The sequence below is a fragment of the Corynebacterium senegalense genome (assembly GCF_900411315.1).
In the GTDB taxonomy this organism is placed as follows: Bacteria; Actinomycetota; Actinomycetes; order Mycobacteriales; family Mycobacteriaceae; genus Corynebacterium; species Corynebacterium senegalense.
This window is the reverse complement of record NZ_LS990887.1, coordinates 686,914-708,846: the sequence shown is the minus strand read 5'-3', so window position 1 is coordinate 708,846 and position 21,933 is coordinate 686,914. Positions and strand designations below refer to the sequence as shown.

Annotated in this window: 18 protein-coding genes and 1 tRNA gene; 8 read left to right on the top strand and 11 right to left on the bottom strand. The window is 69.5% G+C overall.

Annotated elements, in window-relative coordinates:
- Positions 1-53: 53 nt before the first annotated feature.
- On the top strand, positions 54-593 hold the full coding sequence (locus DYZ02_RS03440) for an NADPH-dependent FMN reductase (RefSeq protein WP_115684993.1): 540 nt from the start codon (positions 54-56) through the stop codon (positions 591-593).
- 3 nt (positions 594-596) lie between these two features.
- On the opposite strand, the gene pth (DYZ02_RS03435) is transcribed toward DYZ02_RS03440, so the two are convergent.
- Entirely contained in the window at positions 597-1,196 is a 600-nt protein-coding gene (pth, locus tag DYZ02_RS03435; RefSeq protein WP_115684992.1) for an aminoacyl-tRNA hydrolase, read from the bottom strand.
- A gap of 8 nt (positions 1,197-1,204) precedes the next feature.
- Between pth (DYZ02_RS03435) and DYZ02_RS03430 the strand changes: the two genes are divergently transcribed.
- Positions 1,205-2,116, top strand: coding sequence for a nitronate monooxygenase (locus DYZ02_RS03430; RefSeq protein WP_115684991.1), 912 nt, complete (start codon positions 1,205-1,207; stop codon positions 2,114-2,116).
- On the opposite strand, the gene DYZ02_RS03425 is transcribed toward DYZ02_RS03430, so the two are convergent.
- From DYZ02_RS03425 to DYZ02_RS03410, 4 genes are all read right to left on the bottom strand, one after another.
- Entirely contained in the window at positions 2,113-2,934 is an 822-nt protein-coding gene (locus DYZ02_RS03425) for a fumarylacetoacetate hydrolase family protein (RefSeq protein ID WP_115684990.1), read from the bottom strand. The two genes, DYZ02_RS03430 and DYZ02_RS03425, sit on opposite strands and share 4 nt — an antisense overlap.
- Positions 2,935-2,936: 2 nt before the next feature.
- Positions 2,937-3,527, bottom strand: coding sequence for an aminoacyl-tRNA hydrolase (gene pth, locus DYZ02_RS03420; RefSeq protein ID WP_245945614.1), 591 nt, complete (start codon positions 3,525-3,527; stop codon positions 2,937-2,939).
- An 84-nt stretch (positions 3,528-3,611) separates the two neighbouring features.
- Positions 3,612-4,268, bottom strand: coding sequence for a 50S ribosomal protein L25/general stress protein Ctc (locus tag DYZ02_RS03415; protein ID WP_115684989.1), 657 nt, complete (start codon positions 4,266-4,268; stop codon positions 3,612-3,614).
- A gap of 177 nt (positions 4,269-4,445) precedes the next feature.
- On the bottom strand, positions 4,446-5,789 hold the full coding sequence (locus tag DYZ02_RS03410) for an MFS transporter (protein WP_115684988.1): 1,344 nt from the start codon (positions 5,787-5,789) through the stop codon (positions 4,446-4,448).
- 234 nt (positions 5,790-6,023) lie between these two features.
- On the opposite strand from DYZ02_RS03410, the gene DYZ02_RS03405 reads away from it, so the two are divergent.
- Complete coding sequence (locus DYZ02_RS03405) at positions 6,024-7,499, top strand: NAD-dependent succinate-semialdehyde dehydrogenase (protein WP_115684987.1); 1,476 nt, start codon at positions 6,024-6,026, stop codon at positions 7,497-7,499.
- On the opposite strand, the gene DYZ02_RS03400 is transcribed toward DYZ02_RS03405, so the two are convergent.
- From DYZ02_RS03400 to DYZ02_RS03380, 5 genes are all read right to left on the bottom strand, one after another.
- Entirely contained in the window at positions 7,492-8,544 is a 1,053-nt protein-coding gene (locus DYZ02_RS03400; protein ID WP_115684986.1) for a histidinol-phosphate transaminase, read from the bottom strand. The two genes, DYZ02_RS03405 and DYZ02_RS03400, sit on opposite strands and share 8 nt — an antisense overlap.
- A gap of 3 nt (positions 8,545-8,547) precedes the next feature.
- Complete coding sequence (locus DYZ02_RS03395) at positions 8,548-9,765, bottom strand: amino acid permease (protein WP_115684985.1); 1,218 nt, start codon at positions 9,763-9,765, stop codon at positions 8,548-8,550.
- Between the two features lie 74 nt (positions 9,766-9,839).
- The gene (locus DYZ02_RS03390; RefSeq protein WP_115684984.1) at positions 9,840-10,817 is read right to left on the bottom strand and encodes a ribose-phosphate diphosphokinase; all 978 of its coding nucleotides are present in this window, start codon (positions 10,815-10,817) and stop codon (positions 9,840-9,842) included.
- A gap of 8 nt (positions 10,818-10,825) precedes the next feature.
- Positions 10,826-12,265 carry a bifunctional UDP-N-acetylglucosamine diphosphorylase/glucosamine-1-phosphate N-acetyltransferase GlmU gene (gene glmU / locus DYZ02_RS03385; protein WP_115684983.1) on the bottom strand — a complete coding sequence of 480 codons (1,440 nt, stop codon included), beginning with the start codon at positions 12,263-12,265 and terminating at the stop codon, positions 10,826-10,828.
- A 57-nt stretch (positions 12,266-12,322) separates the two neighbouring features.
- The gene (locus DYZ02_RS03380) at positions 12,323-13,573 is read right to left on the bottom strand and encodes an MFS transporter (RefSeq protein ID WP_115684982.1); all 1,251 of its coding nucleotides are present in this window, start codon (positions 13,571-13,573) and stop codon (positions 12,323-12,325) included.
- Positions 13,574-13,819: 246 nt separating this feature from the next.
- On the opposite strand from DYZ02_RS03380, the gene DYZ02_RS03370 reads away from it, so the two are divergent.
- The 5 genes from DYZ02_RS03370 to DYZ02_RS03350 all read left to right on the top strand — a co-directional run bounded on the left by DYZ02_RS03370 (position 13,820) and on the right by DYZ02_RS03350 (position 20,653).
- Positions 13,820-14,464, top strand: a complete 645-nt coding sequence (locus tag DYZ02_RS03370) for a TetR/AcrR family transcriptional regulator (protein ID WP_115684981.1) — start codon at positions 13,820-13,822, stop codon at positions 14,462-14,464.
- A complete protein-coding gene (mfd, locus tag DYZ02_RS03365) occupies positions 14,461-18,075 on the top strand; it encodes a transcription-repair coupling factor (protein ID WP_115684980.1) in 3,615 nt (1,204 codons plus the stop codon). Before DYZ02_RS03370 ends, mfd begins: the two co-directional genes overlap by 4 nt.
- A gap of 45 nt (positions 18,076-18,120) precedes the next feature.
- Positions 18,121-18,197: transfer RNA gene (locus DYZ02_RS03360), tRNA-Leu, on the top strand.
- A gap of 85 nt (positions 18,198-18,282) precedes the next feature.
- Positions 18,283-18,867, top strand: a complete 585-nt coding sequence (locus tag DYZ02_RS03355) for a DUF3558 family protein (protein ID WP_115684979.1) — start codon at positions 18,283-18,285, stop codon at positions 18,865-18,867.
- 181 nt (positions 18,868-19,048) lie between these two features.
- On the top strand, positions 19,049-20,653 hold the full coding sequence (locus DYZ02_RS03350) for a hypothetical protein (RefSeq protein WP_147291472.1): 1,605 nt from the start codon (positions 19,049-19,051) through the stop codon (positions 20,651-20,653).
- Here the strand turns inward: DYZ02_RS03350 and DYZ02_RS03345 are convergent.
- Complete coding sequence (locus tag DYZ02_RS03345; RefSeq protein ID WP_115684977.1) at positions 20,650-21,915, bottom strand: lipase family protein; 1,266 nt, start codon at positions 21,913-21,915, stop codon at positions 20,650-20,652. The two genes, DYZ02_RS03350 and DYZ02_RS03345, sit on opposite strands and share 4 nt — an antisense overlap.
- Positions 21,916-21,933: the final 18 nt, after the last annotated feature.

Sequence of the window (21,933 nt, the reverse complement as noted above, 5' to 3'; positions counted from 1 at the left end):
TGGCGTATAGTCGCCGGGGAGAATGTAGACGAGTCAACAAGAAAGGGTTCTGCATGAAGAAGATCGGTGTCATCCTCGGTTCCGTTCGCGAGGGCCGCCTCGGCGAGCACGTGGCCAACTGGATCATGGAGGAAGCCTCCACCCGCGAGGGCTTCGAGTACGAGCTCATCGACCTCGCCGCGTTTAACGTTCCCCTGCTCACGACCGCCACCATCCCCGGGGCGGCCAACAAGCAGTACGAGGACGAGAACGTCGCCGCCTGGTCCAGGGCGATCGACGCCTGCGACGGCTTCGTCTTCGTCACCCCCGAGTACAACCACTCCATCCCGGGCGGCTTCAAGAACGCCTTCGACTCCCTCGGCTCCGAGTGGGCGGGCAAGCCGGTCGCCTTCGTCGCCTACGGTGCAGACGGCGGCGCGCGCGCGGTCGAGCACTGGCGCCAGATCGTGGCCAACTTCTCCATGTTCGGCGTGCGCAACCAGGTCTCCCTGGGCCTGTTCGACGACTTCGCCAACGGCGAGTTCGCCCCGCGCGACATCAAGGTCGGCGACCGCGCCCGCGTCCTCGGCGACATCGAGGCCGCCCTCGCCTAAACGCTAGCGGGCGTGGATCTCGTTCTGCGCCCGCTCCAGCCCCTGGGTGGGAACCAGCCGCGCAGCCCGCGCGGCTTTTTCTATCTCCGCGCTGATGTCGCCCTCCACGGGGGAGAGCACCCAGTCCGGCACCGGGGTGCCCTTCGGCGGGCGCCCGATGCCGATGCGCACGCGGACATAATCGCGCGAGCCGAGGTGCTCGGTGAGCGACTTCAGCCCGTTGTGCCCGTTCTCGCTGCCGCCGCGGCGCAGGCGCACCGTGCCCTGCGGCAGGTCCAGCTCGTCGTGGAGCACGACGATGCGCTCGGGCGCGACGTTGAAGCGCCGGGCCAGCGGCCCCACCGCAGTACCCGACTCGTTCATGTAGGTCAACGGGCGGGCGTAGGCCACACCCTCGCACACCCCGAGCAGGGCTTCGGCGCCCTCGGCGGGGCGCAGCGTGACGCCCCGTGCAGCCGCCGCCGCGTCGAGAGCCATGTAGCCGACGTTGTGGCGCGCCGCCGCGTACTCCTCGCCCGGGTTGCCCAGCCCGACGACCAGCCACTCCACGGAGGGCTCGGCTGCGGGGGCCGGGCGGAACAGGCGTCTGAAGAATCCCAACATGCGTATAAATGATAGCCATGGAGCTACCACAGATTGTCGCGGCGCCGATGGCCGGCGGGCCGAGCACCCCCGAGCTCGTCAACGCTGTCTCCTTCGGTTTCCTCGCCCTCGGCACGTGCACGGCTGACAGCGCCCGCGAGCAGCTCGCCGCGACCCGCGCCCCTTTCGGCGCCAACCTGTTCTACCCCCAGCCCGAGCCCTCGCCTGACGACGTCACCCGGGTCGCCCGCCAGCTCGGCGCCGACGTCCCCGACGCGGACGTCACCAGCGGCTTCGCGGAGAAGTTCGAGCTGGTCCTCGACGCCGCCCCGGCGGTCGTCTCCAGCACCTTCGGGTGCTTTACCGCCGCGGAGATGGACCGCCTGCACGCGGCGGGCTCCGAGGCCTGGGTCACGGTGACCAACGAGTCCGAGGCGCGCGAGGCGGCCGGGCGCGGGGCCGACGGCCTCGTTGTCCAGGGCCCGCTCGCCGGAGGGCACCGCGGCACGTGGGACCAGAACGCGGAGCCCGACGGGCGGGCGCTCGGCGATCTTCTGGCCGCGGTCCGCGCGGCGGTGGACCTGCCGCTCATCGCGGCGGGCGGGGTGCGCGGCCCGGGGGACGTCGAGAAGCTGCTGCGGCTCGGGGCCGACTCCGTGGCGTGCGGCAGCGCCTTCCTCCTGGCCGACGAGGCGGGGACGAGCGAGCGCAACCGCGCGACGCTGCGCGAAGGCGGGGTGTCGGTGAGCAGCCGGGCGTTCTCCGGGCGCTGGGCGCGCGGGGTGGAGACGGACTTCACCCGGGCGCACCCCGACATGCCGGCGATTTACCCCTACCTCAAGCCGATGGTGCCCGACAACCCGTACTGCCTGGTCGGGGCGGACTTCGCTGGCCTGCCGGAGGCGCCGGCTGCCGAGATCGAGGCGGCGCTGACCCCCTAAACCACTCGGGTCGTGTTCTCGATGTGGCCCAGGCCCTCGATCTCCACGCGCACCGTGTCGCCGTTGCCCAGGTAGCGCTTCGGCGTGCGGGCGTGGCCGACCCCCTCGGGGGTGCCGGTGGCGATGACGTCGCCCGGGTTGAGCGGGTAGAGGTGCGAGATGAACGAGACGAGGGCGGCGGGGCTGAAGACCAGGTCATCGGTGGGGGAGTACTGCATGCGTTCGCCGTTGAGTGTGGTCTCCAGCGCGGGGCCCGGCGCCCACTGCGTGTCGAGCCACGGGCCGAACCCGGCCGTCGCCTCCAGCGACTTGCCCTGGTGCCACTGCTGCGTGCGGTACTGGTAGCCGCGCTGGGTGTAGTCGTTGATGATCGAGTAGCCCGCGATGCACGCGCCCGCGTCCTCCTCGGCGACGTGGCGGGCGCGGGAGCCGATCACCACGGCGAGCTCCCCCTCGAAGTCGAGGGTCTCGGCGTTGAAGGAGGGCACCACGGCGTCGTCGTAGGGGCCGATGAGGGCGTCGGCGAACTTCACGAAGAGCGTGGGGACGTCGGGGCGGTCGTGGCCCATCTCGTCGATGTGCTTCGCGTAGTTCAGCCCGACGCAGATGATCTTGCCCGGGCGCGGCACGACCGGTGCGAGGTCCGCGCGGTTCACTCGCACCGCCGATCCCGCCGCGGCGGCGGCGATGTCGCGCCACTGTGGGTCGGCGAGCAGCGTGCCGACGTCAGGGAAGCCGGGGATCACCACCGCCTCCGTGTCGGAGGTGAGGCGGGCGGCGACGGTCAGATCGTTGGTGCGGAGTGTGACAAGGCGCATGTCTACACGCTACCCGCCGCGCGCAGCAGCTCGTCCGCGGCGTCCGCCGCGACGATGGGCAGCTCCTCGGCCTCCCGGCGGGAAAAGGGCTTGAGCACGTAATCCGCCGGGGCCATCCTGCCCGGCGGGCGGCCGATGCCCACCGCCAGCTTGTTGTACTCGCGGGTGCCCAGCGACTTCGACACCGAGCGCAGCCCGTTGTGCCCGTGGTCCCCGCCGCCCGGGCGCAGCTTCACGGCGCCGAGGTCGAGGTCCAGCTCGTCGTAGACCACGTAGATGTCGCCGGCCGGCACCCCGAAGTAGTCCGCCAGCGCCTTGACCGGCACGCCGGAGACGTTCATGTAGCCGCGGGTGCGGGCCAGCACCACCCTGCGCGCGGGCAGCAGCCGCCCGGCGGCCAGCTCCGCGACCTCGGTGTTCGTCCGCTTGTGGGCGCTGAGCTGTGCCGGGACGGGGGTGGCGCGGTCGAGCAGCTCCTCGATCACGAGCACGCCCGCGTTGTGGCGGGTGCCGGCGTACTGGGGGCCGGGGTTGCCCAGGCCGACGATCAGGACGGGGGAATCGGGCGCAGAGGCAGACACAGACACAGGCACAGCCACATCATAGGCACAGGACGGACGAAACCCCCGCGTTCCCTGGGCGGGTGCGCGGGGGCGTCGACAAGCGGGGGCGGGTGCTTACTCAGAAGCTTCCTCACCGGCCTCCTCGCCGGCCTCCTCGGTGGACTCGGCACCGGCCTCGGCGCCGCCCTCCTCGGCCTCGGCCGCTGCGGCCTCGAGCTCGGCGTCCTCCTGGAAGAAGGTGAGGTTGATGATCAGCGCCTCGGGGTCGGTGGTCAGCGTCGCGCCGGCCGGCAGGGCGATGTCGGCAGCGGTGATCTGGTCGCCGATCTCCTTGCCCTCGATGGACACGGCGATCTCCTCGGGGATGTTGAGGGCGTCGACCTCGATCTCGACGACGTCCGCCTCCTGCAGCACGACGGCGTCGGGGTGAGCCTCGCCCTCGGTGACGACGGGGACCTCGACGACGACCTTCTCGCCGCGCTTGACGCCGAGCAGGTCGACGTGGTCGATCTCGAGGGTGAGCACGTTCTGGTCGACGTGCTTGATCATGCAGAGCAGCTTCTCGCCGTCAACCTCGAGCTCGAGGACGGCGTTGGTGCCCTCGTTGCGCACGAGCGCGGTGATCTCGAGGCGGTCGACCGCGAAGTGGACGTTGTCGATGCCGGCCTCGTAGAGCACGCCGGGGACCTTGCCCTCGCGGCGCAGGCGGCGGGCCGCGCCCTTGCCGAACTCCTCGCGCTTGTCAGCCTTGATGACCTGGGGGGTTGCCATAGAATATTCCTCCTGTAGGGGGCCACAGGAAAAGCCTGCGACCACTTAACGTGACATCTCGTCGAGTGATGGCAGGCTTCAACGGAAAGTCTGCATTCATATCGCGTCGATAACGGCCGTGGGGCCCTCGCCGAGACGGGACAACTCTAGCACCGCCGCCCGAGGGGGCACAAACGCTTAGCGACGCCCCTCCCACGCGAAGTGGCCCGAGCGCTGCAGCTCCTCGTGCTCGTGGCCGAGGGGAATGCCCTTGCGCTCGCGCAGGCACAGCGCGACCGCCAGGCCCACGAGCGAGGCGGTGACGAGGTAGGCGGTAATCGCCCACGTCGTGCCCGTGCGGGCGTAGAGCGCGGCGGCGATGGTGGGGGCGAAGGCACCGCCGAGGATGCTGCCGATGGCGTAGGTGATGGAGGCCCCGGAGGCGCGCACGGAGGCCGGGAAGAACTCCGCGAAGGTGGTGCCCGTCTGCCCGTAGGTCAGGCCGAGCCCGACGGTGAGGAAGATCAGGGCTGCGTACACCTTGCCCAGCTCCGCCGAGTTGACCAGCGGGAACAGGAGCAGCGCGCCGATGGCCTGGACCGCGAAGCCGAGGATGAAGGTGGTGCGGCGGCCCAGGTAGTCGGAGATGTAGCCGGCGAAGGCGGTGGAGAGCATCCAGGTGAACCCGGAGACCGTGACGGCGAGCAGGATGTCTCCGCGGGCCATCCCCAGTCCCTTGGTGGCGTAGTTCTGGATGTACCCGCCGGTCGTCATGTAGCCCACCGTGCCGTTGGCGGCGAAGAGCAGCGCCCCGGCGAGCACGAGCGGGGTGTAGTTGCGGAACAGGGTGCCGATGGGGTTCGTCACCTCGCCGCTGGCCACCTCGGCCATCTCCGCGTACACGGGGGATTCCTCGACGCCGAGGCGGATGAGGACGCCGATGACGACGAGGACGGCGGAGAACAGGAAGGGAACGCGCCAGCCCCACTGGAGGAAGGCGTCGCCGGGGGCGATGGTGTCCATGAGCGCCAGGGCCCCGGAGGACAGGAGGAGGCCGGCGGGAACACCGACCTGGGGCCCGGCCCCGAAGAGCCCGCGCTTGGCCGCGGGGGCGTGCTCGACGCTGAGCAGCACCGCCGAGCCCCACTCCCCGCCGGCGGAGACGCCCTGGACGATGCGCAGCGCGATGAGCAGGATCGGGGACCACACGCCGATGGAGGCGTAGGTGGGGAGGAGCCCGATGAGGGTGGTGGCAGCGCCCATCGTCACCAGCGTGACCATAAGGACGGCGCGCCGGCCGAGGCGGTCGGCGAAGTGCCCGGCCAGGAAGGCGCCGAGGGGGCGGAAGAGGAAGGATAGCCCCACGGTGAGGAAGCTGACGATGGTGGCGGTGGCCGAGCCGAGCCCGGCGAACATGAGCTGGTTGAACACGAGCGCGGCAGTGGCGGCGTAGAGGAAGTAGTCGTACCACTCGATGGCGGTGCCGATGGTGGTCGCCGCTACGACCTTCCTGCGTTCGCGGGTGGTTGTCGTCGGGTGCACGTCGTTGCCTCGTTTTCCCTCGGTGGTCGGGTGGCGGACGCTCCGGCGCCCCGGCGGGCCAGGGTGTGATGTGGAGCACGCGTATTGGTCTCTGGGAATCTTATTCCATCCGCGCGGGACGGCGAGCTTTTGCCGGAAAAATTTCCTCCCGGGTCCCGGGCAGGCGCGAAACTGGTAGACCGGAGTATGGCCCGAACGACTTCAACACCGGGCACTGAGAAGGAGCGAGATTACATGCTGAACGTCAAAGAACTTCTGTCGAAGGTGGAAACCCGCCTCTACATCGACGGCGAGTGGCGCGAGGGCGCCGGGGGAGAGACCTACGACGTCCTCAACCCCGCCACGGAGGAGGTCCTGGCGACGATGTCCTCGGGTACCCGGGAGGACTCGGTCGCCGCTCTCGACGCCGCCCACCGCGCGCGCAAGGAGTGGGAGCGCACCGCGCCGCGGACCCGCGCCGAAATCCTGCGCAAGGGCTACGACCTGCTCAAGGAGCGCAAGGAGGAGTTCGCCACCATCATGACCCTCGAGATGGGCAAGTCGCTCACCGAGGCGCGCGGCGAGGTCGACTACGGCGCCGATTACCTGCTGTGGTTCTCCGAGGAGGCGAACCACTTCTTCGGCCACACCAACCAGTACCCGGCGAAGGGCAACCGGATGGTGACGGTGCACAAGCCCATCGGCCCGTGCCTTCTGATCACCCCGTGGAACTTCCCGCTGTCCATGGCGACGCGCAAGATCGCCCCGGCACTGGCCGCGGGCAACACCGTGATTATCAAGCCGGCGAAGCTGACGCCGCTGACCATGCAGTACTTCGTGCAGACGATGATCGAGGCCGGCGTGCCCGCCGGCGTGATCAACATCGTCTCCTCGCGCTCCGCTGCCGACGTCTCCGAGCCGATCATGGCGGACCCGCGCCTGCGCAAGATGTCCTTCACCGGCTCCACCCCCGTCGGCTCCTCGCTGATGGAGCTCGCGGCGCAGAACGTGCTCAAGGTCTCCCTCGAGCTGGGCGGCAACGCCCCCGCCATCGTGTTCGCCGATGCGGACATCGACGGCGCGGTCGAGGGCGTCAAGGCCGCGAAGATGCGCAACGTCGGCGAGGCCTGCACGGCCGCCAACCGCATCCTCGTGCACGAGTCGGTCGCCGAGGAGTTCACCCGCAAGCTTGTCGACGCCATTTCGGCCCTCAAGGTGGGCAACGGCATGGACGACGGCGTCGAGGTGGGCCCGCTCGTCGAGCCCAAGGCCGTCGACCACATGGAGGAGCTGGTCAAGGACGCCGTCGAGCACGGCGGCGAGGTGCTCACCGGCGGCAAGCGCGTCGACGGCCCGGGCTTCTTCTTCGAGCCGACCGTCATCTCCGGCGCGTCGACCGACGCGAAGGTCTTCCGCGAGGAGATCTTCGGCCCGATCGCCCCGATCTTCACCTTCGCCACGGAGGAGGAGGCCTGGGAGATGGCCAACGACACCGAGTACGGCCTGGCCTCCTACGTCTTCTCCGAGGACCCGGACATGATGTTCCGCGCCTCCGACAACCTGGAGTTCGGCATCGTCGGCTTCAACTCGGGCGTGGTCTCCGACGCCTCGATCCCCTTCGGCGGCGTCAAGGCCTCCGGCCTGGGCCGCGAGGGCTCTCGCGAGGGGATGTTCGAGTACACCGAGGTGCAGCACGTCGGCACCCGCGACCCGTACCAGCGGGTTAAGTAAGCCGGCTCCGGGCGCTGTCCCACGCCGCGAGGAAGGCGTCCGTCTCCGCGGCGTTGGTGACGGTGACCCGGATCCCCTCGGGGAAGGCGCGGACGAGGACGTTCTCGGCGGCGAGGCGCGCCGCCACCTCGTGCGGGTCCGCCCCGAGGGAGCCCGCCGGGATCCAGACGAAGTTGGTCTGCGAGGCCGGCGAGCCGTAGTCGCGCAGCGCCTCGCCGAGGCGCTCGCGCTGCCGGGCTGTCTCGGCGACGCGCGTGCGCAGCTCCTCGTCCAGCCCGAGGGAGGCGATCGCTCCCACCTGCGCCACCGCGCTCACCCCGAACGGCACGGCCACCTTGTTCAGCGCCTCGATGAGGGGCGCGGGACCGAAGGCGTAACCGACGCGCGCGCCCGCCAGGCCGTAGGCCTTGGAGAAGGTGCGCAGTCCGACGACATTCGGGTAGGCGAGGACCTCCTCGGTGGCGATCGGCGAGGTGCCCGAGAGGTTGTACTCGAAGTACGCCTCGTCGAGAGCCACGATGACGTCGCCCGGAACCCGCTCCATGAAGTCGGCCCACTCCTCGCCGGTGATCGTCGTCGCGGTGGGGTTGTTGGGGTTGCAGACGAAGACCAGCCTCGTCCGCTCGGTCACCGCGGCGGCGAGCCCGGGCAGGTCGACGCGGTGGTCTGCGGTGAGGGGGACCGCGACCGGGGTGGCCCCCGCGATCTGCACAAAGATGGGGTAGGCCTCAAAGGAGCGCCAGGGGAAGACCACCTCGTCGCCGGGTTGGGCAGCGAGGGTGACCAGCTGCTGGCACAGGGCGGAGGAACCCGTTCCCACCGCCACCTGGTCGACGGTCAGCCCGAGGTGCGCCGCGAGTGCCTCGCGAAGCTCCACCGCGCCCATGTCGGGGTAGCGGTTGACGCTGTCCAGGGCCTTCGCCATGGCCGAGCGGACCGAGGGCAGAGGCGCCTCCGCGCTTTCGTTGGAGGAGAGCTTCACTGCGGCGTCGTTGCGCGCGCCGGGCACGTAGGCGGGAAGCTGGGAGAGGTCTTTGCGGATCAACGGTTACTCCTTTGCGGTTGAGGCGGCCTGCCACACCAGGCCGAGGACGACCACCCACCCCACCAGGGCAGCAAGGCCGGTGCAATACTCCGGGAGGATACCCATGAGGACGATGACGAGGGCGAAAATCGCCGGGCAGATCCAGTTGGCGTAGGGGTAGAACGGGGCGCGGAACCGGGTCAGCGTGCCAGAGGCGTCGAAACGCTGACGAAACTTCAGGTGCGACAGGGCGATGCTGCCCCAGGTGATCAGCTCCGCGCCGGAGATGATGCCCAGCAGGACGGCGAAGATCCGGCCCTCGAAGAAGTAGTTGAGCACGGAGGCGACGACGACCATGATGATCACGTTGAGTGCGGTCGCGGCACCCTCGACGCCCACGGTGGCGAGCACGCGGACGAAGGGGCTGGCGCTCTGGTCCAGCTGGTCCCACGGGGAGAGCAGCACGATCACCCCGATGCCGCCGGTGTAGAACACCAGGATTCGCCACACCACCGAGTTGATCGCCTTCGGGATAGCCTTTTCCGGCTCCGACGTCTCACCGGCCGCGGTGCCGAGCGACATGATGCCGCCGAAGGTGAAGGTCACCGCCACGAGGGAGAAGAGGATCCCGCTCACCCCGTTCGGGGCGAAACCGCCGTGGGACCACAGGTTGCCGAACCCCACCGCGGGCTCGGGTGTCAGGCCGAGCACCAGGGCGAGGCCGCCGACGATCATCACCACCAGCGCGGACACCTTGACCAGGGAAAGCCAGTACTCGGCCTCGGCGGCGACCCCGACGTGCAGCAGATTCAACCCGAGCACCGCCACGAGCGTGACCTGGGCCGTCACCCAGTGGGGCACGGAGGGGTGCCAGAAGTCGAGGAACGTGCCCATCGCGGTCAGCTCCAGCATGCCGACGACCAGGGTGGTGAACCACCAGTTCCAGCCCTTGATGAAGCCCGCTCGGTGCCCGAGGTACTTTCGGGCGTAGGAGGCGAAGGTCCCCGACACGGGGTGCTCGACCGCCATCTCGCCCAGCATGCGCATGAGGAAATAGATCACGAAGCCGACGCCCGCGTACGCGAGCAGGACGGCGGGCCCGGCGTAGGAGATCGAGGAGGCGGAGCGGAGGAAGAGCCCGGTTCCGATGGCGGAGCCGAAGGCGATCATCTGCGGCTGGCGGTCCTTGACGCGGCGCTGTAGGCCCCCGTCGGAGGCGGGGGAGGGGGTGGGGTCGGGCATGGGGAACTTTCCATCGTCAACGCCCCCTCGCCGCGCCGTGGTGGCGGGCCGAGGGGGCGTCGAGAAGCGGTTTTCTAGGCCTGGCCCTCGAAGAGGGTGGTCACGGAGCCGTTCTCGAAGATCTCGTGGATCGTCTTGGCCAGCAGCGGGGCGATGGACAGGACGGTCAGGTTGTCCCAGCCCTCGGTGTCCTGCGGCAGGGTGTCGGTGGTGATGACCTCCTCGGCGCCGCACTGGCTCAGGCGCTGGCGGGCCGGGCCGGAGAAGACGCCGTGGGTGGTGGCGATGAGCACGGACTTCGCGCCGGCGTCCTTGAGCACGCCGACGGCGCCGGCGATGGTGCCGCCGGTGTCGATCATGTCGTCCATGAGGATGCAGTCCTTGCCCAGCACGTCGCCGACGACGCGGTTGGAGACGACCTTGTTGGCGGCGTCGATGTCGCGGGTCTTGTGGACGAAGGCCATGGGGGCGTCGCCAAGCGTGTTGGCCCACTTCTCGGCGGACTTGACGCGGCCGGCGTCGGGGGAGACCACGCACAGGTTGTCCAGGGAGTACTTCGTCTTGATGTAGTCCGTCAGGATCGGCATGGCGTGCATGTGGTCGACGGGGCCGTCGAAGAAGCCCTGGATCTGGTCCGTGTGCAGGTCGACGGAGACGATGCGGTCCGCGCCCGCGGCGGAGAGCAGGTCGGCGACCAGGCGGGCGGAGATCGGCTCGCGGCCGCGGTGCTTCTTGTCCTGGCGGGCGTAGGGGTAGAAGGGCAGGATCGCCGTGATGCGCTTGGCGGAGCCGCGCTTCAGGGCGTCGATCATGATGAGCTGCTCCATCAGCCACTTGTTCAGCGGCTGGGCGTGCGACTGCATGACGAAGCAGTCGGAGCCGCGGACGGATTCCTCGAAGCGGATGAAGATCTCGCCGTTGGCGAAGTCTCGCGCCGTGGTCGGCACAAGCTCGATACCGAGCTCCTTGGCAACCTCCTCCGCCAGCGCGGGGTGGGCGCGCCCGGTGAAGAGCTTGAGGTTCTTGTGGCTCTCGGTGGAATATCCGGTCATGGTTATCCTTACTTCTCGCGTGCTTTCTTCGCGGCCTCGGCCGCGTCAGTGCCAGGACGGTTCTTCTCCACCCAGCCCTCGATGTTGCGCTGGCGACCCTCCTTGATGGCGAGCGCTCCCGCGGGCACATCTTCGGTCACTACTGTACCCGCGCCCGTGTACGCGCCATCACCGATGTGCACCGGGGCGACGAACATGGTGTCCGAGCCGGTGCGGCAGTAGTCGCCGATGGTGGTGTGGTGCTTGGAAACGCCGTCGTAGTTGGCGAAGACGCTTGAGGCGCCGATGTTGGACTCCCGGCCCACGGTGGCGTCGCCGATGTAGGTCAGGTGGGGGACCTTCGAGCCGGGGCCGATTTTCGCGTTCTTCGACTCCACGAAGCCGCCCAGCTTGCCGTCCTCGCCCAGCTCGGTGCCCGGGCGGATGTAGGTGAACGGGCCGACCGAGGCGCGCGCGCCGATCACGCCGAGCTCGCCCTGCGTGCGCACGACCTTCGCCTCCTCGCCGACCTCCATGTCGGTCAGTGTGGTGTCGGGGCCGATCTCGGCGCGGTCGCCGACGGCGGTCGAGCCCCACAGCTGCGTGTTCGGGTGGATGACCACGTCGCGGCCGATCTCGACCTCCACGCCGATCCAGGTGGTGGCGGGGTCGATGACCGTGGCGCCGGCGCGCATGGCGGCCTCCACGGTGCGGCGGTTGAGCTCGCGGCCGGCGGCGGCGAGCTGGACGCGGTCGTTGACCCCGGCGAGCTCGCGGGCGTCCGGGGCGGTGAAGGCGGCGACGGTGCGGCCGTCGGCGCGCGCGATGCCGAGCACGTCGGTGATGTAGAGCTCGCCCTGGGCGTTGTTGGTGTCGATGCGCGTGAGCGCCTCGCGCAGCACGGCGCCGTCGAAGGCAAAGACGCCCGAGTTGACCTCGGTGACGCGCTTCTGGTCGGCGTCGGCGTCCTTTTCCTCCACGATCTCCTGGACGGCCCCGGCGTCGTCGCGGATGATGCGCCCGTAGCCGGTCGGGTCGTCGAACTCGAGAGAGAGCACGGTCACTGCCGCCGAGGCGGCCTCGTGGGCGTCGATGAGCGCCTGGATCGTCTCGCCGCGCAGCAGCGGCACGTCGCCGTTGGTCACCACGACGGTGCCGGTGAACTCCGGCAGGACCTCGAGGCCGACCTGGACGGCGTGGCCGGTGCCGTTCTGCTCCTCCTGCACCGCCTGGAGGATCTCGGTGCCCATCTGCTCGGCGATCGCCTCAACCGCGGGGGCGACCTGCTCGCGCTGGTGGCCGACCACGGCCACGAGGTGGGCGGGGGAGACGGAGGCGGCGGCGTGCAGCGAGTGCGAGAGCAGACTGCGCCCCCCGATCTCGTGCAGCGTCTTCTGCTTGTCCGATTTCATTCGGGTTCCCGCCCCGGCGGCGAGGACGACGACGGCGCATTCGGAGTGGTTGGGCACTCGGGGTTTCTCCTTCTCGTGAGGGCGGCACAGCGTGATCCTGAGACAGCTTAACGCCTACCCGGCGCGTTGGGAGACGTCCTCGAGGTCTGACGCGCCGAACACCCCGACAAAGCCCATCGCGGCGAGGAAGAGGAGGGTCACTTCGGGCCCGAAGGCCGACAGTGCAGAGGTGACGCTGCCCATGACCAGCAGGACGATCCCCATGACGGTGTTCGACGCACCCGTGATCATGGTGCGCCGCGCCCCGTCGGCCATGTCGACGAGGTAGGTCTTGCGCGCCACGCGCACCGTCGTGTGCGCGAGGTTGACCAGGAAGAAGCCCGCAGGCATCACCCACGCATTCACGCTTGACGACGCCCACTGGGCGCTCGCCACCAAGGCCACCAGCACCACGGACGCGGCGGCGGCGCTGACGGCCATGGCGTTCTTGGAGGACTTGTCCGACCAGATCCCGGAGACGCGCCCGCCCAGCAGCGCGGCGCCGCCCGAGGCGATGACAAACGCGCCCAGACCCGTGAGGTCCTGGCCCTCTTTCTGGGCCAGGACGACGATGAAGGGGGTGGACAGGGCCGTGACCAGCATGAGGGAGCGCACGAGGAGGAAGCGGCGCAGGGGCTTGTCGTCGCGAAGCAGGTCCACCGTGGCTCGGACCCAGCCCTTTTCCTTCTCCTCCACGGTGTGCCCGCCCGGGGGCTCCTGGATGCGCGCGAAGACGAGGGTGGCCAGCACCCAGGTCGCGGCACCGCCGCCGAGCAGGGCCACGATCATCCACCTGGGGAGCTCGTTGGGCAGCAACGTCAGCCCCAGGCCGATGGCCAGGGTGAACGCGCCGGACAGGGCCGTCGCCCGGCCGGTGATGAGGCCGCGGCGGCCCTTCTCGATGGTGCGCCCCTGCACGTCCTTGCCGGTGATCGAGCAGATCGCGCGGAACACCGAGAGCACGGCGAGTAACGCGATGACCGTGAGGCCCAGCGCGACGCCGTGGAGGAACATGGCGGCCACCGCGATGCCCGCCGCGGCTGCGGCCTGGCCGAGGGAGCCGAAGAGCCAGATCCGCTTGCGCTGCTCCTTCGAGCTGATCCAGGGGCTCAGCGCGGCCTGGGGCAGCATGGAGCCCGATTCGCGGATCGGCACGAGCATGGCCGTGAAGGCGGCGGGCACGCCCGCGACGGTGAACAGCCAGGGCAGAACCGTCTTGGCGGCGACGATCTGGTCGCCGATGCCCTGCAGCCCGTTCGCCCAGATGAAGCGGCGCGCGTTGGCCTCCTGGTGCTGTGGCTCGTGCTGCGGCGTGTTTTCGCTCATACGGGATAATCGTAGGGTCGCGCCCGGACACCCGCCGGGTAAGTCTCGGCTAAAAAGCGGGGAAGGTGGCCCGACCATACCCGCGCAGCAAAAAGCTTCCCCACCAGGACTCGAACCTAGAATGACGGTACCAAAAACCGTAGTGTTGCCAATTACACCATGGGGAAAGGCAGTTGCTCATTCTAGCCGACGGGGCGGAAAACCCTAATCATGGGGGATGTCCGGCTCGTCCGTAGAGTGGTGGGCATGGCACGTCAGCGAATGACACGCGCGCAGCGCCGCGCGCAACTGATCTCCATCGGCCGCTCCGCCTTCGCGGAACGCGGCCTCGACGGCGTGTCGGTGGAGGAGATCGCGGCGCGGGCCGGGGTGTCCAAGCCGGTGATCTACGAGCACTTCGGGGGCAAGGACGGGCTGTACAAGGCCATCATCGAGGAGGACACGGCGGAGCTGGAGGTGATGATCCTCGAGGCGATCTCCCACGGCCGGTGGCGCGAGCGCATCGAGGGAAGCATTCTCGCGCTGCTGACGTTTGTGGAGGAGAACACCGACGGCTTCATCATCCTCGTCCACGGCCAGGTGCCGGGGGAGGAGCGGACCTTCTCCACGCTGCTGAACCGCTCGATCGCGCAGGTGTCCTCCTTCCTCGGGGTGGCCTTCAAGCACCGCGGGCTGGACCCCTCGATCGCCCCGCTCTACGCGCAGGCGCTGGTGGGCACCGCCTCGAACACGGCGCTGTGGTGGCTGGACCAGCGCTCGCCGGACAAGTACGCGGTGGCCGCGCACATCGCCAACCTGGCGTGGAACGGGTTGAGCGGGATGGAGGCGACGCCGAAGATAGAGCCCGCCCGAGGGAACACGACGGACAACCAGACAACGGAGGACGAATGACCGACACCACCCCCGCCCTCGGCGGGCTGCTCACCACCGCGCTGACGGACCCGAAGCTCAAGGGGCTGGTGAGCAACGTCGGCGAGGAGCACCTGCACGTCACCGGGATCGACCAGGTGCGCAGCTGGGCGACGGCGGCGCTGGCCCGCGAGGTGCCGGTGCTGCTGGTCACGGCCACGGGGCACGAGGCCGAGGACCTCACCGCGGAGCTCAAGGCGCTGCTCGGGGAGGGCGAGGTCGCGCAGTTTCCGGCGCTGGAGACCCTGCCCCACGAGCGTTTGTCGCCGGCGGCGGATGTCGTCGGCAAGCGTGCGAAGGTGCTGTGGGAGATGCCGCGCGTGATCGTGGCGGCCGCGCGCGCGGCGTGCCAGCCGGCGCTCCCCGCGGTGGAGCCGATCGCCGTGGGGCGCGACGAGGAGCACGACTTCTCCGCGCTGACGGAGCGGATCGCGGGCTTCGCCTACGAGCACGTGGACATGGTGGCCAAGCGCGGGGAGTTCGCCACCCGCGGCGGCATCATCGACGTCTTCCCCACGACCGCCGACAACCCCGTGCGCATCGAGTTCTGGGGCGACGAGGTCACCGACATCCGCAGCTTCGCCGTCGCGGATCAGCGCACCATCGACGACATCGCCCGCGTCGAGCTGTTCCCCGCCCGCCAGTTGCTTATCGACGACACCGTCGCCGCCCGGGCCGACCAGCTCGCGCGCGACTTCCCCTCGAACCCGACCCTGGTGCAGCTTCTCACCCGGGTGTCCGAGCGCATCCACGCCGACGGGATGGAGGCGCTCATCCCGGCGCTGACAGACCAGCCTTACCGGGCGCTGCCGGAGCTGCTGCCGGAGGGGTCGATCGTGCTAGTGACGTCGCCGGAGAAGGTGAAGTCGCGCATCGCCGACCTGGAGGCCACTGACCGGGAGTTCCTGGAGGCCGGCTGGGAGGCCGCCGCGATGGGGGCGGAGGGCCCGGTGGCAGTCGAGGGGCTGGACGTCTCCGCGAGCTCCTACCGCTCCTTCGAGTCCCTGGAGGTCTCGGCCCGCAAGGCGGGTGCCGCGTGGTGGACGTTCGCCCCGCCCGGCATGTTCACCGCCGACGACGAGAAGACGCTGCCGCTCGAGTTCGAGGCCGCGCCCGCGCCGAAGGGGGAGCCGACAGCGATCGAGCAGCTCTACGCCACGCTAAAGCTGCACGTGGCGAAAAACGGCGGTTCCGCGGCCTTCATCGCGCCGGCGAAGGGCACGGTGGAGCGCATGGCGGAGCGGCTGCGCGAGCACGGCATCTCCGCGCGCCTGGCATCGCCGGGGATGCAGCCGGTCGAGGGCGCCGTGACCCTCTACCAGGCGCTGTCCCACGCCGGCCTGGTGTTCCCGGGGCCCGAGCTGGTCGTGTTCACGGAAACGGATGTGACGGGCAACCGCGTCGGCGACATCGCCGGGGCGAAGCGCCGCGCCCCGCGGCGGCGCAACCGGGTCGACCCGCTGGCGCTCAAACCCGGGGACTTCGTGGTGCACGACACCCACGGCATCGGCAGGTTCGTCAAGATGGCGGAGCGCACCGTGAAGGCGGGCGACGAGGACTCGCGCCGCGAGTACATCGTGCTGGAGTACCAGCCGGCCAAGCGCGGCCAGCCGAACGACCAGCTCTGGGTGCCCATGGAATCGCTGGACCTGCTGAGCAAGTACTCTGGCGGTGAGCAGCCCTCGCTGTCGAAGATGGGCGGGTCCGACTGGAAGAAGACGAAGAGCAAGGCGCGCGCGGCGGTGCGGGAGATCGCCGGCGAGCTCATCGAGCTCTACGCCAAGCGCCAGGCCGCCCCCGGCCATGCCTTCGCCCCAGACACGCCGTGGCAGAGCGAGATGGAGGACAACTTCCCCTTCGTCGAGACGGAGGACCAGCTGGCCGCCATCGAGGCCGTCAAGGACGACATGGAAAAGCCCGTGCCCATGGACCGCGTGATCGTGGGCGACGTTGGCTTCGGCAAGACGGAGGTGGCGGTGCGCGCCGCGTTCAAGGCGGTGCAGGACGGCAAGCAGGTGGCGGTGCTCGTGCCCACCACGCTGCTGGCCCAGCAGCACTTCTCCACCTTCAGCCAGCGCATGGACGGCTTCGGTGTGACGGTGCGCGAGCTGTCGCGCTTCACCACGGCCAAGAAATCGAAGGAGATCTACGCCGGGCTTGCCGACGGCTCCATCGACGTCATCATCGGCACCCACCGCCTGCTGCAGACGGGCGTGCACTGGAAAAACCTCGGCCTCATCGTCGTGGATGAGGAGCAGCGCTTCGGCGTGGAGCACAAGGAGCACATCAAGGCGCTCAAATCCCACGTCGACGTGCTGACCATGACCGCCACCCCGATCCCGCGCACCCTCGAGATGTCTCTGACCGGCATCCGCGAAATGACCTCGATCACCACCCCGCCCGAGGACCGCCACCCCGTCCTGACATACGTGGGCCCGCAGGAGGACAAGCAGATCACCGCGGCGGTGCGCCGCGAGCTGCTGCGCGACGGCCAGGTGTTCTACATCCACAACCGGGTCTCCGACATCGAGAAGACGGCGCGCCGGCTGCGCGAGCTCGTCCCCGAGGCCCGCGTGGTCGTCGCCCACGGGCAGATGTCCGAGCAGGTCCTGGAGCAGACGGTGCAGGGGTTCTGGAACCGCGAGTACGACATCCTCGTGTGCACCACCATCGTGGAGACGGGCCTGGACATCGCCAACGCGAACACCCTCATTGTGGAGAACGCGCAGAACATGGGCCTTTCCCAGCTCCACCAGCTGCGCGGGCGCGTCGGCCGCTCCCGCGACCGCGCCTACGCCTACTTCCTCTACCCGAAGGACAAGACGCTCACCGAGACTTCCTACGACCGGCTGGCCACGATCGCCCAGAACAACGAGCTGGGCTCGGGCATCGCCGTGGCGCAGAAGGACCTGGAGATGCGCGGCGCCGGCAACGTGCTCGGTGCGGAGCAGTCGGGCCACATCGCCGGGGTCGGCTTCGACATGTACGTCCGACTCGTCGGTGAGGCCGTAGAGACCTTCAAGGCCCTCATGACGGGCGAGACTGTCGACGCCACCGACAAGGGGCCGAAGGAAATCAGGATCGACCTGCCCGTCGACGCCCACATCCCCGACACCTACATCAACTCGGAACGCCTGCGCCTCGAGGTCTACCGCAAGCTCGCTGAGGCGCGCGACGACGCCGACCTGGCGAAGGTCGCCGACGAGATGACCGACCGCTTCGGGCCCATGCCCACCGAGGTCGGCCGCCTCATGGCCGTCGCCCGCCTGCGCCACCAGGCGCGCCGGGCGGGCGTGGCCGACATCCTGGTCCAGGGCACCCGCATCAAGTTCCAGCCCGTCGAGCTCCCCGACTCGAAGCAGGTCCGCCTCAAGCGCCTCTACCCGGGGGCGAACTACCGAGCCGCCGCGAAGGCCCTCCAGGTTCCCTTCCCGCGCGCGGCCAAGGGGATCAACCAGCCCACGCTTCGCGACGTCCAACTCCTGCAATGGGTCGCTGACTTCATCTCCGACATGTTCGACGTGGAGAAGATCTCGGTGGCGGGCGAGGGGACCACAGCCGAAAAGAAGAAGGTCTTCTCCGTCAGCGAGTAGCCGATTGATACGTGCGTTGCCCGCGCACGTAAAATGTTCGGGCACGCCCCCATAGCCCAATCGGCAGAGGCAGTCGACTTAAAATCGATTCAGTGTGGGTTCGAGTCCCACTGGGGGTACCACCTGCCCGGCGGCGCGGCTAGCTGTTGCGCACGGGCCCCGCAGCACCGACAATCGCTGAGAGGCCGAATTTGTGGGGGTGCGGACATGAAAAACTGGCGGGCGATAATCCTGCTCATCCCTGTCGGGGCGGCGGGCCTGGCGGGGTGCGGCTCCGTTGAGGGGGAGGCGGCCGGTGGGGCGTCGACAAGCGTGGCCGCGGAGCCTGCGGCCTTCCACTTTGAAAGCGGCGATCTCGCGCTCGGGGAGTTCGACCCCCACGCGATCGGCGACGGCCTGTTCGATCCGTGCGCGGAGATCAGCGACGAGGAGTTCGCGGCAGCGGGGTTCTCCGGCAAGCACAGTCTGGGGTATGACGCGGTCACCCAAAGGTCTGGGTGCTACTTCGAAAGCGCGGATGACAGGGTGATGGTCGGATTCGTTTCCACTGCGGCAAACAAAGACGTTGCGATGCAGCAAGCTGAGGTCGTTACCGATGCGAACCTAGGCACTGTACCTGGCATCTACGTTGTCATTCCCCGGCAGGGAGGGGGAGACTGCTATGCAATCGTGGACACTGTGCGAGGCGCTCTTGCAGCCGCGGCCTCCTCGGTGGACGTGAACGAGGATTCTGCGCATTTATGTGCTGAGGCTCGCCACGGGTTAGAAGCTCTGTACTCATTGGGCAAATAGGCAATCGCGGCACTGCGCACACCAAAATGTGATTCGGCCGCGAGAATCCGAGAAGAGGCGCTGGTATCGTGCTCGTGTGTACCCGTAAACGGGCATAGGGGGAGTACTTGATCTTGGGGGGAGCCGAATGAGCATCGGTCTTTTTGTCGACGTTGCATCGATTCAACGTGCGGTCGCGCAAATGAAGCACGCGGGAGACGGGCTAAGAGGCCTGAAGCTGGTCGGAGGAGCCCCGACCCTCGCCACCTTCTCCCCGGTCTCGGGCCTGGACATGGCAGGGCGCACCCACGCCACGATCGCGGGGAATTACGAGCCTATATCCACCAAGGCGCTGGCATCGCACATGCTGGATGCCGCGGCTCTGCTGAAATCGAACCTGGACAACACAGTGCGGGCTGACTTCGACTTCTCCAAGGTCGTCTCGCACATCGGTCTGGCCAAGGCGGTGGGCCTCGCCGCTCCGGCCCGGGCTCTGCAGGCCCCGCTGGCGGCCCCGGCACTGGTCAACGCGAAGACGGGCCGGTTCGCCAACGCTGCTCCCGTCGCGGGCCCGCAGTTTTCCCTTCCCGCACTGAACAGCATGTTCAGCGCCACGAACCCGGCTCAAGCGGGGGCAGCCGCCGCGCAGTGGTCCACCACCGCCTCGACGATCACCGAGGCCGTCACCGCCCTGGAAGCCGCCAAGGTCTCGCTCGGGACCTCCGCGACGACGAGTTGGGTGCGGGCGGCGCTCGACAGGATCAACCGCATCCAGTGGGCCGGCGGAACCTACGCCGCGCACGCCGGTGCGATGGCGGCGCACACCACGAACCTCGCCACCGTGGCCGCCGCGAACCAGGTCGCGACCGCCGTGGCTCACGGCACGTGGCTGGCGCTGCCGTCCCCGGACCAGAAAGTTCTTTTCGAGCAGGCCTACCTCGCGCCGTTTGCGGCTTCGCTCACCACGGGCCTTGTCCCCACCAACCCGCTGTTCAACCAGCTCCTGCCACCGTTGTCAGACATGCCGGGGGACCGCTACGACCCGGGCGGGGTCTCGGCGCCAACGGTCGCGGAGTTCGACAAGACACCGCTGCCGAGGGTGGTCGCGGACGCGCTGGCGCAGCGCGGCTTCCACGACCTTGCCAACGCCTCCACGCCCGCCGAGATGCTCGACCAATTCGATGCGGTTAACCCCGATACCCTCGAGGCCCTGTCTGCTGGTGCGACCCCCACGCAGGCGGCTGCTGTCACGGCGCCGCACATGCCGCCCAGTCTCGCCCCTGGCGCGGGGATGGCGCCGGGCGGCGCAGCGCTTTTGGGAACTTCGGGCGCCGCCTCACCTGTCATGGGAGCGGTGCCCGCAGGAGGGGGAGCGCCCCTTAGTAGCCACGCGGCGGGAGGGACGCGCTCCGCCCCGGTCGCGGAAAACGCCTTCGTCGGAGGGGTTCCGGGTGGCGCCGCAGCGGGTGCGCGACCGGGCGTCGGCCGCGCCCCGGGCGTTCTCGGCGCGACGCCCCTCGGTGTAGGCGGGACCAGCGGAGGCGCCGGGCGCGGCGCCCTCGCTCCCTCTGGCCCGGGGATGGGCTCCGCGAGCTCCTCGACCTCCCAGCGGGTCGTGCCCCTCGGCGGTCCCGCAGCGGGACACGGCTCGCGGCGGCCGTCGCGCGACCGCACCGCCGCGAGGGTCAAGGCCGTTACCAGCGCCGTGGAGCGGGAGGGTAACCTGCGGGCTCTTCTGGGCCAGTCGCCCGCCGTGCTGCCGCAGGTCATCGGTTACAACGTGACGCAGCCCCGCCCGGCGAGCTAGGAGGCCGGGCCCGCGCCGAAGAGCCCCCGGAGGAACGGAGCCGAGTCGGCGGTGGACAGGTTCACGGTCCCGCTGTGGTCGGTGGGATACCAGCGCACGACCACGTTGGCGTTGCGCCCTCCGCCCTCGGGAGCGAACTGGCGCAGCCACATCTCGCTGCCCAGGGCGAGGCCGATGGGGGAGGGGACGTCGATGTCGCGGATGCCGTGGCCGAGGAAGACGGGCTTGTCGTAACCGGTGGTCGGGGTGGACATGAACGCGCGGGTTGCCTGGGCGAACCCCGGGACGTCGGCAAGCGGCGCGGCGAAGGCGCGGGAAAGGCTCGTCCCGGTCGAGGCGTCGGCGACCTCTCGGAAACACGACTTGGTGGCCTCGGAAACCATGAAGCGGCCCTCCTCGGTGAGCGCGGAGTCGATGTTGAGCTCGGGGTGCGCCTCTCTGACTGCGGCGAGGATGTACAGGCCGTAGGTGGTCAGGCCCGCGGGGAGCGGCACCGGCGGAAACGACGGCCCGGCGTTGATGACGATCTCCTCGATGTAGGCGGGCGCCCCCGTCGCCACCGCGCCGCGGTAGTCCAGGCCGGCCTGCTCGCTCAGCTCCGTCGCGCGGTGGGCGACGTGCAGCGCGACGCCCCCGCCCTGGGACTGGCCGATCACAGCCCACTGCGGCGACAAGGCCGCGCCCGCGCTCGTCTCCCGGGCCGAGCGCACCGCGTCGACCACGTTGACCGCGGCGACCGCGCCGTTGAGGTAACTGTGGAAACCCGGGGTGCCAAGCCCGGCGTAGTCGGGCGCGACAATCGCGTAGCCCTGGGATAGCCACCGGTTGAGGTACTCCGCGTCGCGGGCAGAGGGGGCGTTGACGGAGGGAGCGCACTCGTCCGCCAGGCCGACGGTGCCGTGCGCCCACGCCAGCACCGGCCAGCCCCCGGCGGGTGCCTCGCCAGGCGGGAGGAAGACGGTGCCCGTGCTCACCGCCGGCTGCCCGTGCTGGTCAACGGTAGTGAAGGCGACCCGCAGCTGCCGCGCGGCCCCCGCCAGTCCCACGCGGGGGTCCAACGGAACCTCGGCGAGCAGGGTGCCGGCCGGGCCGGAGGGTGCGACCTCGGGCAGCCCGCTGTCGAAGGTCGGCACCTCGCGCGCGGCGACCGGACGCATCGGCTGGCCGGGCTGGGCCGACGACAAAGCCTGGGCGGTGGCAGCGGTGGCGGGGGTTAACAACAGAGCCGCGACGAGGGCGGCGGTGCGAAGGAGCGGGCGCATGGATCCTCCTGGTGGGCG